Here is a 15,619-nt window from a genome sequence, read left to right as displayed (position 1 = left end):
TCTTCTCTGGCATCGAAAGCGGCATCCTCGTGGCCCTTCGCCGGTCGATCCGGCGTGGGCCGGTTCGAGTACCTTTTCTTCTGAGGCATCGAATCGGTTTCGAGTACATTCTTTCTGAGGCAACGCGTCGTCTTGACAGCCCCCCCCCAAGGGGGGGGGATACTCTCTATTGGGACTGCACCTACGAGGGCAGGAGATGCGCATGTGGTTGAGGCGCACGCTGTGGTCGCTCACGTTGACACTGGCTGTGGGCATCGTGCTGCCATCCAGTGCCTTTGCAGCGGGCTACTTCACGAGAGTGAAACAGGCAACCTCGTACTGGTGGGGAGTCGAGGGGCGCGGGTACATCCTGGCCACGGCACCCGCTGTTGCTTCAGGTAGCTTCAAGGTCAACTCGATATTCGGGAAGACCTCGAACGACCTGCAGTCCATCGAGGCCGGTTGGTGTTGGCATAACGACGGGTTCGGCACCGACAACCCCTACTACTTCGCGCAGAACTATATGAACGGAGCGGTCTACCAGCAGCAACACTGGGGCGGCGCCCCCATGGGGACATACCACACATGGCGGGTGAGATGGGTCGGACCCGGATCACAGTATTGGAACTACTATCTCGACGGATCCTACCAGGGATCGTTCCTCAATCCGAACATCACCAGTGCGTGGCTCTACAGTCAAGCTGAGTGTCACTACGCAACGGACAACAACTACGCCAGCTGGTCTGATCTCAAGTACTACGACTACAGTGCGATTCAGCAATGGAAGTCCTGGCCCAGCATGAGCCTTTCCGTCGATTCGCCCGGCGATCTTTACCATTACCAAGCTGTTTCTGCGACGGCCTACAACTCCGTCCACAACTAGCCACCGGAGGTAGCCAGATGGAGCGCGAAGACAAGGCACGCCGCGTCGGAGTCTTTGCCGTCAGCGTCCTGTTCGCGGTTCTGCTCCTTGCCTCGAGCGGTTGCGCCAAGACTGCTACCAAGAACCCGGCGCTCTCCCAGGTTGCCGACGAGTCCGTTGGAAGTGTTCATATCACGTCGTCCGCGTTGAAAAGGGGCCCCCGCGTTGCCGAGGGGGTCGAAGTCCTGACCCTAGCTGCAGCGAGGAAGCGTGCACCATTTGAACTGCGAGTTCCTGAGGCTGCAGAGGTCCCGGACGACAACACGGTCGTGCGCGTGTTGCCGCAAGGCTCCGACGCTGGAGAAGGCTTTTACGTCCAGTACAAGAAGTACGAAGTCGCCCAGATGCCGACCAACTTGGAGTTCGACGCTGATCAGTACATCACGCAGAGGTTCCTTCTGGACTTGTCTGACCCGCAGAGCGGGTTCGTTCGCTATCGGCCCGTCAAGATCGGGTCCTATGACGGGGTCATAGGAGGAGAGTTCACGCAGGTTGATGGGGCTGAACCCGTAGCCAATGCGCCAGCGATTGTTGCCTGGCAGGTGCCCGCTCCGGCCGGGATCGGTGCTAGATATCTCAACATGACAGTATCAGCTTGGGACCTGCGTGAGGACCAGTTGCTGCGCGTCGCGGAGTCACTGAATCGGTAGACGCGCTGAACAGTGCGTCTACAGCGACGCGTCGAGCGGGTTCCCTGGGTTGCCGCAACACGTTGACAGGTGGTGGTACGGGAGCTACCACGCCCCGGCCAGCTCCGGTACGGCCCTGCGCTCCTCGAGCCCGAGTGCGTCAGTCCTGCACGCCGAGCGGCAGACGCCGCAACCGTAGCACGCCCCGCGGTCCAGCCGGACCGGCTCGCCCTTCGCGCCCCTGGCGAGAGCCTCGAAGGGGCAGCGCTTCACGCACGCGCCGCATCCCGTGCAGCGCTCGTCATCGAGACGCGCGACGTGTTCGCCCTTCCACATGACGCGCGTGCCCATCGTGCGCTCGACGCGCATCGCCATGCAGCCGCTGGGCAGGTCGCAGTTGCAGATCGCCGCCACGAACGGGGTGATGAACGTCCACACGGAGTGCATCAACCCGCGGTCCTCGCAGTCGCGCAGGAGCGCGAGCGCCTGCTCGCGGCTGAGGCGGTCGAAGGCTCCCGTGTCCGGGCCGCCATCGAATCGATCGAACGCCTCGCGGAAGACGCTGTCCGCCGGTGTGACCGTCATGGCGATGCAGCACGCCTCGTCGCTCGTGCCCGCCACGTCGCGGCAGACGCACGGGAGCCGCACGATGCTCGTCGCGATGTCGAAGATCCGCTCGCACTCCTCGATGGGGACCGGCTGCCCGAAGTGATGGTCCTGGAGCTTGCGCGATGCATAGCCCTTCGCGGCGCGACGCAACGGCCCGGGCAGCCGCGAGACGCGGTCGTACGCGCGCAGGATGCCCTCGCGGTTCTCGCGGAAGTGGCGGACGAAACCGACGACGTACTCGCGGCGGCGCAGGTCGCTCTCGAGGTCGTACGCGTATGTGGACGCTTCGAGGTACCAGCGCTTGCCGTCACCGTGCTGCGCGCAGAAGCGGCACATCGCGCTCCGTTCTCGGTAGGCTGTCTGCGCACCAGCGTATGTGCCACGAACGGGTGCGGCAAGCGGTCGTGTCTCGGTGCTAGAATGCTCCGCGACCCGACGTAGCGACACCAGGGAGCATCCATGCGCATCATCGTCCTCGGCGGCGGTCCCGGCGGCTACCACGCCGCGTTCGAAGCCGCGCGTCTCGGCGCGGACGTCGTCCTCGTCGAGAAGGAACACCTCGGCGGGACGTGCCTCAACTGGGGCTGCGTCCCGACCAAGACCCTCCTGCGCACCGCGCGCGTGCTCTCGGACGCCGCCCGCGGCGAGGAGTTCGGCGTGCGCGTCGGCTCCGCGACGATCGACCTCGACCGCTTGCGCGAGCGCAAGGACGGCATCGTCGTCGAGCTGCGCTCGCAGATCGAGGCGACAGCGAAGCGGCTGAAGGTCCGCGTCTGCCGCGGAGAGGGGCGTCTCGTCGGTCCCAAGACGGTGCGCGTCGAAGGTCCGGACTGCGAAGAGGACGATCTGACCGCCGACGCCCTCATCCTGGCGACCGGCTCGGTGCCGTTCCGTCTCCCGAACATCGATCACGGCCTTCCCGGCGTGTGGACGAGCGACGAGGCGCTCTCGCTCACACGCATCCCAGAGCGGGTGCTGCTGATCGGCGGTGGCGTGATCGGGCTCGAGTTCGCGTGCTTCTACGCGTGCGCGGGCTCGCGGGTCACGGTCGTCGAGCTCACGCCGACCGTGCTTCCCGGCAACGACAAGCGCGTGACGCGCGCCGCTCAGGAAGCGCTCGAGAAGCTCGGCGTGACGTTCCGCCTCGGCGTCAGCGTGACCGGCGTCGAGCAGGACGGCGAGACGATGCGCTCGACGCTGTCGGACGGCTCGGTGGTCGAGAGCGACGTGGTGTTCTCGGCCGTCGGCCGCATCCCCAACTCGGCGGGGCTCGGGTATCCCGAGGCCGGCATCGAGATGGACCGTGCGGCGGTCAAGACGGATGCGTTCTTCCGCACGAACGTCTCCGGCGTCTACGCCATCGGCGACCTGATCGGCGGCATGATGCTCGCCCACGTCGCCGAGGAGGAGGGCGTCGCAGCCGCGCGCAACGCGGTCGCGGAGCTCGCGGGCTGGGAGCCGCGCGAGACGATCGACTACTCATGCGTCCCCGCGTGCGTCTACACCTTCCCGGAGGTCGGCGTGGTCGGCTCCTCGCGCGACTCGGCGAAGGAGCGCGGGATCGACGCCGTCCAGGCGGTCTCGAAGTTCGCGGCGAACGGTAAGGCGCTCGGTGAGGGCGAGGCGGAAGGATTCGTGCAACTGGTGGCGGAGAACGGGACCGGTCGCATCGTCGGCTGCCAGATCGTCGGCCCGCACGCGGTCGAGATCGTACACGAGGTCGCGCTCGCCATGCGTCACGGCCTGACGGTCGCCGACATCGCGCACACCGTGCACGCGCACCCGACGGTCAGCGAGGTCGTGAAGGCGGCCGCGCTCGACGCCGCCGCCAAGTGCGGTCTCTAGCCTCGCGCGAGGTGTCGTGATGCCATACGAGCACGGCCCCGACGCCAAGCGCATGCCAGAGTGGTTGCGGCGTCCCGTCGCGCGCCCCGGCGCGTACGACGCGGTGACGGGGCTTCTCGGCGAGCTGCGACTCAACACCGTCTGCCGCCAGGCCCGCTGCCCGAACCAGGGCGAGTGTTTCTCGTCGGGCACGGCGACGTTCCTGGTGCTCGGAGACGCGTGCACGCGCGGCTGCCGCTTCTGCGCGGTCGAGTCGCGCACACCCGAGGCGCCGGACACCGGCGAGCCCGCCCGAGTGGCGGAGGCGGCGCTACGCCTCGGGCTGCGGCACGTCGTGGTCACGATGGTCACCCGCGACGACCTCTCCGACGGCGGAGCGGGTCACGTCGCGGCGACGGTCGCCGCCCTGCGCGAGGCGGTCCCCGAGGCGAGCGTGGAGGTGCTCACGAGCGACTTCGGTGGGGACGATGGCGCTCTCGAGACGGTCCTCGCGTCGCGTCCCGACGTCTTCAACCACAACCTCGAGACGGTCCCGCGACTCTACGCGGAGGTGCGGCCCGGCGCCGACTATGGGCGCAGCCTCGGTCTTCTTGCGCGGGCTCGCGAGATCGCACCGGATGTTCCGGCGAAGTCCGGCCTGATGCTCGGCCTGGGGGAGACTTCGGATGAGGTGCTCGAGGTCATGCGCGATCTGCGCGCGGCGGGTGTGGGGCTTCTCACGCTCGGCCAGTACCTGCGCCCGGGTCCCGCGAACCTGCCTGTCGCCGAGTTCGTGCGCCCCGAGGTGTTCGCGGACCTCGAGCGTGCGGGGCTCGGCATGGGTTTCGACGCCGTCGCCAGTGCGCCGTACGTTCGCAGCAGTTACCACGCTGGCGAGATGCGCGAGAGGGCGGCTCGGGGCTAGTCTCCGAGCACCGCCGGCGGCGTGGCACGGTCGCGACCGGCGCGTTTCGCCTCGTAGAGCCCGCCGTCGGCGGCCGCGAGCAGGTCGGTAGGTGTCGATCCTCCTCGCGCCACCGCTCCGCCGACGCTCACCGAGAGCGCGACGGGCGTGCCTTCCGCATCCGCGAGTGAAGTCTCGTGCACGCACGCGACGATGCGGTCGAGCAGCGCCGCGAGGTCGTCGCGATCGGTCTCGGGGGCGACGACGGCGAACTCGTCACCGCCGTAGCGCGCGACGACGTCGGAGGCGCGTACCGCCTCCCGGAGCGCTGCGGCGACCGCCACGAGCGCATCGTCGCCAGTCCCGTGGCCGTGCGTGTCGTTGATCGTCTTGAGTCCATCGACGTCGATCATCGCGACTGCGAGTGGATGACCGTAACGGTTCGCCCATGCGGCCCACTGCTCGAGGTAGGCCGCCAGCGAGCGGCGGTTGTGCAGCCCGGTGAGCTGGTCGCGCATCGCGAAGGAGGCGAGCGCGCGATTGTCGCGCCAGGTGCGCCGCAGCGCCATCGCGAGGAACGCGATCACGGAGCCGGGCTCGGCATGGGATTCGAGTGCTTCGACGAGGCGGTCTACGTGGCGTTCGTATGCCTCCAAGCGCGAGCCGGCGCGCGCAGGCTCGGTGAGCTCGAGCAGCTCCGCGAAGACCGGGTCGAGCATGTGGAACTCGAGTTGTCCCGCCAGGGCGAGCATCGTCTCGGTCCCGCAATCCGGCGTCAATCTCCCGTGCGCCTCGCTCATGTGCCGAGCGATGCCCTCGAGTCGCGTCACGAGCTCGTCCGTGTCGTTGAGCACCTCCGGGACGAGGCCGTCGCGCCATGCGTCGCGGATCTCGCGCCACCACCCGATGTGGCCGTGTTCTTCGCCCGCCATCACATCGAAGAGCTGGGAGACCGCGGCATCCGGACATCCGGCCGCCATAGCGTGATAGATACGCTCGGCCTCGGTGTCGAGTTCGATGCACAACTCGAGGACCCGTTCCATGGACATAGGGCCTCCTCTCTTGAGGATATGGTTCCCGCAACCAGTCTACGGTATGCGCGGGCCGCGCTTGCCCTCGCGCCGCGAGCGGGTGACGATGACGCTATGCCGTACGAGCCGCGCACATACCGCAGCCGCGTCGCCCCCGAGGGTCTCGTGACCTTCGAGGTCGTGCGCGCGGAGACGGACCTCATGATCGCCGCCGAGCGAGATCTGCGTTCCGAGGCGGACGCGCTCGTCGCGGAGGTGCGCTCGGCACTCGACGCGTATGTCGCGTCGCATCCGAGGTTCGCGGAGTCCTTCGTTCCCGTCGAGGTCGAGTCCGACGCCCCGGCGATCGTCCGCGCGATGGCGGCGGCCGGCGCCGCGGCCGGAGTCGGGCCGATGGCGGCGGTGGCGGGAGCGGTGGCAGAGCACGTCGCGCGGGGGCTCGCGAGGCTGTCGCCGGAGGTCGTCGTCGAGAACGGCGGCGATGTCTACGTCATGGGCTCGCGCGACCGCGTGGCCGCGCTTCACGCGGGGACGTCTCCGCTGTCGGGCGCGGTGGGAGTCGTACTCCCGGGAGAGGACCTGCCGCTCGCTGCGTGCACGTCCTCGGCGACGGTCGGTCCGTCGGTCTCGCTGGGCTCGTCGGACGCCGCCCTCGTCGTGGCGCGGGACGGCGCGCTGGCCGATGCCGTGGCGAGTCTCGTGGGGAACCGAGTCCACGGTCCGGACGACGTCGAGGCCGCCCTGGAGGCGGGGAGGGCCGTCGCCGGCGTGCTGGGCGTGGTCGTCGTCGTCGGCGAGACGATGGGCGCGTGGGGGGTGCGGCTCGTCCCGCTCGCCGGCTAGGACTCCGCGGTGCCGTGGAGCGCGGCGCCGAGCGCTCCCACGGTCTGGGGGTCGTCCGGCACGAGGACCTCGCCGTCGAACCCGTCGCGCACCAGCCTCACCATCGCCGGGTTGCGCGCGACGCCGCCCGCGAAGACCAGCGGTGAGGAGGCGCCGACTCTGGCGAGCGTGCCGAGGGTCCGCGTCGCGACCGACTCGTGCACGCCGAGCGCGATCCGTCCTCGGTCCTCACCGCGATGGAGCAGCCCGGTGACCTCGCTCTCCGCGAAGACCGTGCACATCGCCGAGACGCGCACGCCGCTCTCCGCCGCGAGCGCGGCGTCGCCGAGCTCCTCGAGCGAGAAGCCGAGCGTGCGCGCCATGACCTCGAGGAACTTCCCCGTGCCCGCCGCGCACTTGTCGTTCATCTCGAAGTCGGAGACGCGACCGCCCTCCCCGAGGGCGATCGTCTTCGTGTCCTGGCCCCCGATGTCGAGCACCGCCGCGGCGGTGGGGTGCAGTGACGCCGCTCCGAGCGCGAACGCGGTGATCTCGGTGAGCGCCGTCGCGCCGAACGCCGAGGCGGCGGCGTGGCGGCCGTAGCCCGTCGCCACGACGCGGTCGTGGCGGTCCAGCGCGATGAGGGCGGCACAGACGGCGAGCGGGTCGTGGCCGGTGTCGCGTATCTCGCGGCGCACCATCCGCCCGCCGTCGAGCCACACGGCGTCGACACTTCGCGACCCGATGTCGAGGCCGAGTACGCGCATCTTCTAGACCCGCACGGCGCGCAACAACTCGAGGAACGCCTCGACGCGCGTCGAGAGCTGGCCGGCGTCCTCGGTCGAGTAGTCGGTGTCGACGCGCAGGACCGGGATGCCGGCGTCCTTCGCCGCTCGCTCGACGGTGTGCGCCTCGATCTGGTACGGCGTGCAGAACTGCAGCGCGTAGTGGAGGATGCCGTCGGCGCGGTACGTCTTCGCCATCTCGAGGATGTCGTCGGTCCGGGCCGTGTTGGGCGTGAAGCACGCGCAGTTCACGCCGAGGTACTTCGACGCGATGTCGTCGAGCATACCCTCGACGGTCGGCGCGTCCTCGTCGACGAGGGAGTCGTAGTAGCGGGAGCCGGTGCACATCTCCTCGGCGACGACCACGCCGCCGGCCTTCTCGACGATGTCGTGGACCTTCCAGTTCGGGATCGCCATCGGCGAGCCGGTGACGAGTATGCGCGGCGCGTCCGCCGACGCCACGCCGACGCCGTCGCGCACTCTAGCCTCGAGCTCGTCGGCGATCGCGTTCACCATCTGCGTGAAGCGGGGGACGTCGTCGTAGAAGGCGACCTGCACGGCGAGGAGCGCGTCCTTGCCCGAGATCGGGGCGGGGGAGGCCGCGCGAGCCGCGTTGAGGCGCTGCAGCGCCCGGCGCTTCCCGTTCACCTCACGGATGGCGTTGCGCAGCCCCTCGACGGTGAGCTTGTTGCCGGTCAGCTCCTCGAGCCGCGTCACGAGCCGGTCGATCTCCGAGCGCCACAGCGTCCGGTCCTCGGGCCGCTTCATCTGCGGCAGCTCCATGACGTGCATCGGCGCCATCTCGGAGAACAGCTCGTACGCCTTCTTCTTGCCGTCGCAGGTGGTCTCGCCGACGATGAGGTCCGCCGACTCCACGTACGGGCAGACGCGGTCCATCTTGAAGCCCATGAACGACTTGATGAGCGCGCAGGTGTTGCGGGGCAGCACCCGCTCGACCTCGTTGTAGCCCCACTCGGCGCCTGCGCACAGACCGACGGCGACGCCGCCGAGCGCGCGGATGATCTCTTCGGGCACGTAGAGGCAGAACGTCCCGACGACCTTGCCGCCGGCGAGCTTGTGGTCGACGAGCTCCTGGATGCGAAGGCCGTGGATCTCACTGAGCACGAAGTCGAAGTACTTCATCCCCTCCGGCCGCGCGTCCTGCGTCAGATACGCGTCCGCGTACATCTTCGGGATCGCGTTGAGGAGCGCGCAATGCGCCGGGAGGTTGATACCGAGGTCGGTCCACATGCCGGTGTAGTCGACTGTCTCCGTCATCGTTTGCTCCATCCATGTCCTGTGGTTTCCACCAAAGGTGACGATACAGTGCGATGATAACCCAATCTGATACAAAGATTCAACAGGAGTGATACGCAGCGGAAGCCGCCGAACGGATACAATCTCGACAGGGCCACGCTAGAGACGGGCCCGGAGAGGGGAAGGCGAACATGGACGACATCGACGCGCTGGACATGCGCGAGGCCGAACTCAGGCTCAAGCTCTACGACGAATACCGCGACGCCGCGCGCGTCTTCACCTACTACGTGGAGACGGAGCTGCGCGCGTACCTGGCGAACGGGGTCGAGGTCGAACCGGTCGTCGGGCAGGGCGCGGGATACTTCAAGGTGACGCTCAAGGACGTGTGGATCTACGAGGCCGAGCGGCTCAACCGCTTCGTGCCCGAGACGGTCATCTGGTCCGTCAACGACGTGCACGTGCAGAAGCTGCGGGGCGACGAGTAGGCCGATGGATCGCGACACCGAGGCCGCTCGCGCCGAAGCGCTGCGCGAGGAGATATCCCGCCACGCGCACCGGTACTACGTCCTCGACGCCCCCGTCATCTCCGACGACGCGTACGACGCGCTCGTGCGAGAGCTGGAGGAGATCGAGGCCGCGTTCCCGGACCTGGTGACGGCGGATTCGCCTACGCAGCGGGTCGGCGCTTCGCCGAGCGAGGCCTTCGCGCCCGTGCGCCACGCCGCGCGCATGTACTCGCTCGACAACGCGATGGACCTCGGCGAGCTCGACGCCTGGCTTGAGCGGGTCGAGCGCGACACCGCCGGTCGGGAGCTGCGGTTCGTGTGCGAGCTCAAGATCGACGGCTCGTCGATCGCGCTGCGCTACGAGAGCGGCAGCCTCGCGCGCGCCGCCACGCGCGGCGACGGGACGACCGGCGAGGACGTGACGGCGAACATCCGCACGGTGCGGTCGGTGCCGTTGCGCCTGCTCGCCGGCGCTCCGGACGTGCTGGAGGTCCGCGGGGAGGTCTTCCTGCCCAAGGCCGCCTTCGAGCGGCTGAACGAGGAGCAGGAGGACGCGGACCTTGCGTCCTTCGCAAACCCGCGCAACGCCGCGGCGGGTTCTCTGCGCCAGAAGGACCCGGCCGTGACGGCGTCACGCGACCTGTCGACCTTCGTTTACCAGGTCGTCGAGGCGCGCTCGCTGGGACTGGCGGGGCAGTGGGACGCGCTGTCTTGGCTGACCGAGGCCGGCTTCCGCGTGAACCCGGACATCCGACTCTTCACGACCTGCGACGAGGTCCGCGAGTTCTGCGCCCACGCCAATGAGCGGCGTGACGCTCTGCCGTACGAGATCGACGGGGTGGTGGTGAAGGTGGACTCCTTCGCCCTGCAGGAGGAGCTCGGCTTCACCAGTAAGGCGCCGCGCTGGGCGATCGCCTTCAAGTTCCCGCCCGAGGAGAAGACGACCGTCCTGCGCGACATCGTCGTGCAGGTCGGCCGCACCGGCGCGCTCACGCCGCGCGCCGAGTTCTACCCGGTGACCGTCGCGGGCTCGACCATCGCACGGGCGACGCTGCACAACGAGGACGAAGTGCTGCGCAAGGATGTGCGCATCGGAGACACGATCGTCGTGCGGAAGGCCGGCGATGTCATCCCCGAGGTCGTCGGTCCCGTGCTCGGTCTGCGCCCGTCCGGCGCCGTGCCGTGGGCGATGCCGCGGGAGTGCCCGTCGTGCGGCGGACCGGTGTGGCGCCCGGAGGGCGAGGTCGTCGCGCGCTGCACGAACGTCGCGTGCCCCGCACAGCGACGCGAGCGCCTCATCCACTGGACGAGCCGCGGGGCGATGGACGTCAACTCCAGCGGCATCATCATGACCCAGCGCCTCATCGATTCCGGCATGCTGTGCGATGTCGCCGATTTCTACACGATCCGCGATGCGGACTTCGCGGCTCTCGATCTCGGGCGCGTGAAGAAGGACGGTGCGCCGGTCGTCCTGGGCGATGTGATGGCTGCCAAGATCCGCGCGAACATCGAGGCGTCGAAGACACAGCCGCTCGCGCGCGTGCTTTTCGGTCTCGGCATCCGCCACGTCGGCGGCACCGTGGCCGAACTCCTCGCCGCCGCGTTCGGCTCGATGGACTCACTCGCCGCCGCTTCCGCCGAGGACATCGCCTCGGTCGAGGGTGTGGGCCCTGTCATCGCGGCGTCGGTGCGGGCGTTCTTCGACAATCCCGACAACGTCGCCGTCGTGCGACGTCTCGAGGCGAGCGGCGTCTCGATGCGCGACGAGACCGTCGAGCGGGCGCCCCAGACGCTCGCCGGCTTCACGTTCGTGCTCACCGGCGCCCTCTCGCGCCGCACGCGCGACGAGGCGTCGGCGGCGCTCAAGGCGCTCGGCGCGAAGGTCTCCTCCTCGGTGAGCAAGAAGACCTCGTTCGTGGTGGCGGGAGCAGACCCAGGGAACAAACTCGATGCAGCACGAGATCTCGGCGTGCCCGTGCTCGCCGAGGACGACCTCGACCGCGTGCTGGAGACGGGTGAGCCGCCGATGTCCGTCCCGCAACGAAAGGATCTCGGATGAGAGGCGACAGGCCCGACAGCGACCGCCGAGCGCGGCGCGACATCAGGTACCTCGGCATCGACTTCAGGTGCGTGCGGTGGGTGCTGCGGTACCGGCCGGACCCCGCGACGATGGACGCATCGGGAGAACCCGCCGACCTTCTCGGCAGGGTAGAGCGTGAGTTGAAACACGAGGCCTCGCGCTACCGCGGCACACTGTGGGCGACGATCGCGGTGCTCCTCATGCCCGGCGTCGTCGCGATGGCGCTGTGGATGTTCCAACCTCGCATCTGGGCGACGTATCGGGTCGCCGCATACGAGACGGGCGGTCTCGGGATACCCGGGTTCTCTCTCTACACACTCATCTCGTACGTGATGCTCGTGTGGTACCTCGCCTTCGCGCTCTTGAAGATGGTCGGCAGCTACGGGTCGACGACGCGTCTGTCAGCGGACTATCGCCGCCTCACGGATGCTGACGTCGCGGCTCGCGGGATCTTCGCCAGCGTCGTGCGGGAGGGCGGCTATCCGCGGACGCTCGGGCTGCTCGAGCGCAGTGCGGAGTTCGCCGCCTACCGCGAAGCGTTGCGGGACGCCGAGGGCGCGTGAGCGGCCGCTCCGCGGCACGCCCGCAGGAGAAGGCCCCCAAGTCCGGCGCGCCCGTGAAGAGGCGCCGGCAGCGGCCGGCACTCGCGACGGGGCGCGTGGCGTGGACGCCGCTCGAGGCGGTCGTGGTCCTCGCCGCGATGGTCGCGTTCCTCGTCGCGAAGGAGGCAGCGCTCGGCGTGTCCGCCCTCTCGCGAGCCACGGTGCGGGGGGCGATCCTCGGGAGGGCCGGGGTCCTCACCTTCTACTATCTCGCGCAGCTGGGCATGCTCGTCGTGCTCGCTCGCCGTCACGGCGCGGCGACGCTGCCGGCGTTCGGTCTCGGGCGTCCGCGCGTCGGCTGGCTCTCGCGTCTGACGTCGGCGGCGCTCGTCGCAGGCCTGCTCGTCGGTATGCGGTTGTTCTCGTACGTCTACGGCGTTACCGTGAACGCCCTCGGGTGGAGACCGCCGGTCGGCGCGGGATCGAGTCTCACCGCGGTCTTCGGCCCCGACGCCCTCGGTCTTGCGCTCGCGGTCGCGATGGCCGTCGTCGTCGGGCCCATCGTCGAGGAGATGGTCTTTCGCAGCGTGCTGCTCGGAGGTATCGCCGCGCGCTGGGGGGAGAAGGCCGGGATCGTGGGCTCCGCGCTGCTCTTCGCGTCGTTCCATGTCACGCCGTGGATGCTGGTCCCGGCCGCGGCGCTGGGGATCGCGACGGGGTGGCTCGCGCGTTCGCGGCGCAGCCTGTGGCCGGCCGTAGTGCTGCACTCGCTCTACAACGGGGTCGCGGTCGCTGCGGCCTTCTATGTAGCGAGACGGTAGGGCGTCGCAGAGGATGCCGGCTGCGGTATCCTGTGGGAGCACACGGAGACACCTCGAAAGGACGCCGGCGATGGCCATCACCGAAGCGGATGTGCGGCACGTCGCCGTGCTCGCGCGTCTCTCGCTCACCGACGAGCAAGTCTCGCGTCTCACCAGCGAGCTCTCCGCCATCCTCGGTCACATCGACACGATCCAGAAGCTCGATCTCGAAGGAGTCGAGCCGACCGCGCATCCTCTGGACATGACCGATTCGACACGGCCCGACGTCGTCAAGCCCTGTCTTCCACGTGAGCTGGCGCTCCTCAACGCTCCCGAGGCCGAGGACGGCGCGTTCGTGATCCCTCGCATCGTCGGGGTCGGGGGGGAAGGCTAGATGCCACTCGACCTCTCCGCGATGACCGCGCGTCAGGTGCGCGACGGAGTCGCCGCCGGCGACTTCACCGCCCGCGAGACGGCCGAGGCCGCTTTCGCTCGCGCGGACGCCGTCGAGGAGCGCCTGCACGCGTTCAACCAGCTCACGCCCGAGCTGGCGTTCGCGGCGGCCGACAAGGTCGACTCCGCGCGCGCAGCGGGGACCGCGCTGCCGCCGCTGGCCGGCGTGCCGGTCGCGCTCAAGGACAACATGAACCTCCTGGGGACTCGCACGACGTGCTCGTCGCGGATCCTGGAGGGATACGAGAGCGTCTACGACTGCACCGCGGTGCGGCGCTTGCTCGACGCGGGCGCTCTGCCTGTGGGCAAGTGCAACATGGACGAGTTCGCATTCGGGTCCTCGACGGAGAACTCGGCGTTCGGGCCCACGCGCAATCCGTGGGACCTCGATCGCGTGCCTGGCGGCAGCAGCGGAGGGTCGGCCGCCGCGGTCAGCGCGGGCGTGGTGTCCGTCTCGCTCGGTTCGGACACCGGCGGATCGATCCGCCAGCCCGGCGCGCTCACCGGGACCGTCGCGATGAAGCCCACGTACGGACGCGTCAGCCGGTACGGGATCGTCGCGTTCGGCAGCTCGCTCGATCAGATAGGCCCCTTCGGCAAGTCCGTCGATGACTGCGCTCTCGCGCTCGAGGCTATCGCGGGGCGCGACGGGATGGACGCGACGAGCGTCGAGACGCCGGTCGGCGCGTACGCCTCCGGGCTTCGCGATGGCGTGACCGGGCTGCGCGTCGGTGTCGTCACCGACCTGCTCGAGGCCGAGGGCTGCGCCGGAGAGGTGCGCGACGCGGTGCGCCGCGCGGCGGAGACGTTCGAGGGCCTCGGCGCCGAGGTCGGCGAGGTCACGCTCCCGAGCGCCGCACACGGCCTGTCCGCTTACTACATCATCGGTCCCGCCGAGGCGTCGTCGAACCTCGCCCGCTTCGACGGCATCCGATACGGTCACCGCGTCGCGGACGCCGAGGACGTCCTCGACCTCTACATGCGCTCGCGGTCGGAGGGTTTCGGGGCCGAATCGGTGCGGCGCATCATGCTCGGCACCTACGCGCTCTCGGCCGGCTACTACGACGCGTACTACGGTCAGGCCCAGAAGGCGCGCACGCTCATCAAGCGCGACTTCGCCGCGGCGTTCGAACGCTTCGACGTGCTGCTCACGCCGACGAGCCCGACGGTCGCGTTCAAGGTCGGCGAGAAAGCTGACGACCCGCTCTCCATGTATCTTTCGGATATCTACACCATCCCGGTGAACCTCGCCGGGGTGTGCGCGGTGAGCGTACCCGCTGGGCTGTGTCCGGCAAGCGCGTTGCCCATCGGGTTGCAGGTGATCGGTGGCTGGTTCGAGGAGGCGACCCTCTTGCGGGCCGCCGCGGCGTATGAGGCGTCGGCCGGGTTCGACCCTACGCCGCCGCTCGTGCGAGAGGTCCGGGGGGAATAAGGTAGACGGGGCCGCGGGATCCGTGGAGCCGTCCTGTCTTACGGGGGCGAGATGGGCAACTCAGAGGTCTTCAGGCTGATACTGGCGGTCATCGTCTTGCCGGTGATCGCGACGTTCGCTCGCAGGTTGCGGGTGGTCTCCACCGCGACACCATGGGCCGTCGGCGCGGTGGGCGCGATCTATGCGTCGTACGTCTTCTCGCTGGCGGAGAACATGGCCATGGGCGACGTGTTCAATATGATGCAACACGTCATGTACGGGGTCGCGGGCGTGTGTGTCCTTCGGACCGCGGTCGTCATCCGGCGCAGTGTCGTCCTCGAGCAGGAGCGTGCGTGATGGAGAACGTCGCGATCCTCGGCGACATCGTCGGCTTCGTATGTTTCCTAGCTGCTGCCGTGCTGCTTGCGTCGACGCCGACTCGGCCCGAACGCGAGTACACGCCGGCGCTCAAGTGGTTCCTGGTGAGCGCTTTCCTCGTCTACGTCTACTCGACGGGCGCCGACATCGCCGAGCAGTTCAAGCTCACCCACCTCCCGGATTACTTCGAGGGGTACGTGGAGACGCTCTTTCCCGTGCTGACGCTGTGCGCCGTCTTCGCCGCCTACTCCGCGCAGCAGGTCACGGACGTGCTGAGGTCGCAACGCGCGCTCGCCAACGCGCACGAGTTGATGACCGACATCATGGACGCCGCGCCGGCGGGCATCATGTTCGTCGACACCGCCGGTCGCGTCTCCTTCGCCAACGATGCAGCGAAGGAGACGCTCGAGCTCTCTGAGGATCCCGAGACGGGACGTGTCACCGTCCCGGGTTGGACGGTCAGCGCCGCGGGCGGTCCGGCGGCGGACGACTTCTCGGCGCTGGTGTCCGATGTGGCCAGGGGCCGTGAGCCGGTCTCCGTGCTGTGGCACGACGGCCGTCGGATCGACCTGCGGGTGAGTTCCGAGCCCCTGCGCGACGCGACCGGCGGCGTCGGCGGCGTCGTCCTCACGTTCGAGCGCCCCATCACGTCATCCGACACCTGAGCTGCTCGGATCGAAAGGACCC

The 15,619-nt window shown here is 68.8% G+C and carries 17 protein-coding genes; 13 read left to right on the top strand and 4 right to left on the bottom strand.

What is annotated here, in order from left to right:
* Window positions 1-196 precede the first annotated feature (196 nt).
* Both WC971_06950 and WC971_06945 read left to right on the top strand, forming a co-directional pair.
* Complete coding sequence (locus tag WC971_06950; protein ID MFA5844551.1) at window positions 197-862, top strand: hypothetical protein; 666 nt, start codon at window positions 197-199, stop codon at window positions 860-862.
* Window positions 863-879: 17 nt separating this feature from the next.
* Window positions 880-1,551 (top strand): hypothetical protein, encoded by a 672-nt coding sequence (locus WC971_06945; GenBank protein MFA5844550.1) that lies wholly within the window; start codon window positions 880-882, stop codon window positions 1,549-1,551.
* A gap of 84 nt (window positions 1,552-1,635) precedes the next feature.
* Here the strand turns inward: WC971_06945 and WC971_06940 are convergent, their stop codons facing one another.
* Complete coding sequence (locus WC971_06940; GenBank protein ID MFA5844549.1) at window positions 1,636-2,475, bottom strand: 4Fe-4S binding protein; 840 nt, start codon at window positions 2,473-2,475, stop codon at window positions 1,636-1,638.
* A 123-nt stretch (window positions 2,476-2,598) separates the two neighbouring features.
* Here WC971_06940 and lpdA point away from each other — a divergent pair, with 123 nt between their 5' ends.
* Both lpdA and lipA read left to right on the top strand, forming a co-directional pair.
* Entirely contained in the window at window positions 2,599-3,984 is a 1,386-nt protein-coding gene (gene lpdA, locus WC971_06935; GenBank protein ID MFA5844548.1) for a dihydrolipoyl dehydrogenase, read from the top strand.
* Window positions 3,985-4,003: 19 nt separating this feature from the next.
* A complete protein-coding gene (gene lipA / locus WC971_06930) occupies window positions 4,004-4,888 on the top strand; it encodes a lipoyl synthase (protein MFA5844547.1) in 885 nt (294 codons plus the stop codon).
* On the opposite strand, the gene WC971_06925 is transcribed toward lipA, so the two are convergent.
* The gene (locus WC971_06925; protein ID MFA5844546.1) at window positions 4,885-5,910 is read right to left on the bottom strand and encodes a diguanylate cyclase; all 1,026 of its coding nucleotides are present in this window, start codon (window positions 5,908-5,910) and stop codon (window positions 4,885-4,887) included. The two genes, lipA and WC971_06925, sit on opposite strands and share 4 nt — an antisense overlap.
* Before the next feature lie 102 nt (window positions 5,911-6,012).
* Between WC971_06925 and WC971_06920 the strand changes: the two genes are divergently transcribed.
* Window positions 6,013-6,741 (top strand): UPF0280 family protein, encoded by a 729-nt coding sequence (locus WC971_06920; GenBank protein ID MFA5844545.1) that lies wholly within the window; start codon window positions 6,013-6,015, stop codon window positions 6,739-6,741.
* Here WC971_06920 and WC971_06915 read toward each other — a convergent pair.
* Entirely contained in the window at window positions 6,738-7,487 is a 750-nt protein-coding gene (locus WC971_06915; protein ID MFA5844544.1) for an acyl-CoA dehydratase activase, read from the bottom strand. The two genes, WC971_06920 and WC971_06915, sit on opposite strands and share 4 nt — an antisense overlap.
* A 3-nt stretch (window positions 7,488-7,490) precedes the next feature.
* Window positions 7,491-8,783, bottom strand: coding sequence for a double-cubane-cluster-containing anaerobic reductase (locus WC971_06910; protein MFA5844543.1), 1,293 nt, complete (start codon window positions 8,781-8,783; stop codon window positions 7,491-7,493).
* A 170-nt stretch (window positions 8,784-8,953) separates the two neighbouring features.
* Between WC971_06910 and WC971_06905 the strand changes: the two genes are divergently transcribed.
* The 8 genes from WC971_06905 to WC971_06870 all read left to right on the top strand — a co-directional run bounded on the left by WC971_06905 (window position 8,954) and on the right by WC971_06870 (window position 15,597).
* Window positions 8,954-9,247: a DUF2469 family protein gene (locus WC971_06905; GenBank protein MFA5844542.1), complete on the top strand. Its 294-nt coding sequence runs from the start codon at window positions 8,954-8,956 to the stop codon at window positions 9,245-9,247.
* Between the two features lie 4 nt (window positions 9,248-9,251).
* On the top strand, window positions 9,252-11,327 hold the full coding sequence (gene ligA / locus WC971_06900) for an NAD-dependent DNA ligase LigA (protein ID MFA5844541.1): 2,076 nt from the start codon (window positions 9,252-9,254) through the stop codon (window positions 11,325-11,327).
* Entirely contained in the window at window positions 11,324-11,911 is a 588-nt protein-coding gene (locus WC971_06895) for a hypothetical protein (GenBank protein ID MFA5844540.1), read from the top strand. Before ligA ends, WC971_06895 begins: the two co-directional genes overlap by 4 nt.
* Window positions 11,908-12,711 carry a type II CAAX endopeptidase family protein gene (locus tag WC971_06890; GenBank protein MFA5844539.1) on the top strand — a complete coding sequence of 268 codons (804 nt, stop codon included), beginning with the start codon at window positions 11,908-11,910 and terminating at the stop codon, window positions 12,709-12,711. The genes WC971_06895 and WC971_06890 overlap by 4 nt, the downstream gene beginning before the upstream one ends.
* 70 nt (window positions 12,712-12,781) lie before the next feature.
* On the top strand, window positions 12,782-13,084 hold the full coding sequence (gatC, locus tag WC971_06885; protein MFA5844538.1) for an Asp-tRNA(Asn)/Glu-tRNA(Gln) amidotransferase subunit GatC: 303 nt from the start codon (window positions 12,782-12,784) through the stop codon (window positions 13,082-13,084).
* The gene (gene gatA, locus WC971_06880; GenBank protein MFA5844537.1) at window positions 13,085-14,575 is read left to right on the top strand and encodes an Asp-tRNA(Asn)/Glu-tRNA(Gln) amidotransferase subunit GatA; all 1,491 of its coding nucleotides are present in this window, start codon (window positions 13,085-13,087) and stop codon (window positions 14,573-14,575) included.
* A 51-nt stretch (window positions 14,576-14,626) separates the two neighbouring features.
* On the top strand, window positions 14,627-14,911 hold the full coding sequence (locus WC971_06875) for a hypothetical protein (protein ID MFA5844536.1): 285 nt from the start codon (window positions 14,627-14,629) through the stop codon (window positions 14,909-14,911).
* Window positions 14,911-15,597, top strand: a complete 687-nt coding sequence (locus tag WC971_06870) for a PAS domain-containing protein (protein ID MFA5844535.1) — start codon at window positions 14,911-14,913, stop codon at window positions 15,595-15,597. The genes WC971_06875 and WC971_06870 overlap by 1 nt, the downstream gene beginning before the upstream one ends.
* Window positions 15,598-15,619 lie beyond the last annotated feature (22 nt).

This window comes from Coriobacteriia bacterium (genome assembly GCA_041658765.1).
GTDB lineage: Bacteria > Actinomycetota > Coriobacteriia > Anaerosomatales > JBAZZO01 > JBAZZO01.
The sequence above is the reverse complement of the archived record's forward strand: the minus strand, read 5'-3'. Positions and strand labels throughout refer to the sequence as shown.

Coding starts and splice junctions, on each gene's coding strand:
- WC971_06950 (MFA5844551.1), top strand. CDS start 197: ATGCGCATGTGGTTGAGGCGCACGCTGTGGTCGCTCACGTTGACACTG.
- WC971_06945 (MFA5844550.1), top strand. CDS start 880: ATGGAGCGCGAAGACAAGGCACGCCGCGTCGGAGTCTTTGCCGTCAGC.
- WC971_06940 (MFA5844549.1), bottom strand. CDS start 2,475: ATGTGCCGCTTCTGCGCGCAGCACGGTGACGGCAAGCGCTGGTACCTC.
- lpdA (MFA5844548.1), top strand. CDS start 2,599: ATGCGCATCATCGTCCTCGGCGGCGGTCCCGGCGGCTACCACGCCGCG.
- lipA (MFA5844547.1), top strand. CDS start 4,004: ATGCCATACGAGCACGGCCCCGACGCCAAGCGCATGCCAGAGTGGTTG.
- WC971_06925 (MFA5844546.1), bottom strand. CDS start 5,910: ATGGAACGGGTCCTCGAGTTGTGCATCGAACTCGACACCGAGGCCGAG.
- WC971_06920 (MFA5844545.1), top strand. CDS start 6,013: ATGCCGTACGAGCCGCGCACATACCGCAGCCGCGTCGCCCCCGAGGGT.
- WC971_06915 (MFA5844544.1), bottom strand. CDS start 7,487: ATGCGCGTACTCGGCCTCGACATCGGGTCGCGAAGTGTCGACGCCGTG.
- WC971_06910 (MFA5844543.1), bottom strand. CDS start 8,783: ATGACGGAGACAGTCGACTACACCGGCATGTGGACCGACCTCGGTATC.
- WC971_06905 (MFA5844542.1), top strand. CDS start 8,954: ATGGACGACATCGACGCGCTGGACATGCGCGAGGCCGAACTCAGGCTC.
- ligA (MFA5844541.1), top strand. CDS start 9,252: ATGGATCGCGACACCGAGGCCGCTCGCGCCGAAGCGCTGCGCGAGGAG.
- WC971_06895 (MFA5844540.1), top strand. CDS start 11,324: ATGAGAGGCGACAGGCCCGACAGCGACCGCCGAGCGCGGCGCGACATC.
- gatC (MFA5844538.1), top strand. CDS start 12,782: ATGGCCATCACCGAAGCGGATGTGCGGCACGTCGCCGTGCTCGCGCGT.
- gatA (MFA5844537.1), top strand. CDS start 13,085: ATGCCACTCGACCTCTCCGCGATGACCGCGCGTCAGGTGCGCGACGGA.
- WC971_06875 (MFA5844536.1), top strand. CDS start 14,627: ATGGGCAACTCAGAGGTCTTCAGGCTGATACTGGCGGTCATCGTCTTG.
- WC971_06870 (MFA5844535.1), top strand. CDS start 14,911: ATGGAGAACGTCGCGATCCTCGGCGACATCGTCGGCTTCGTATGTTTC.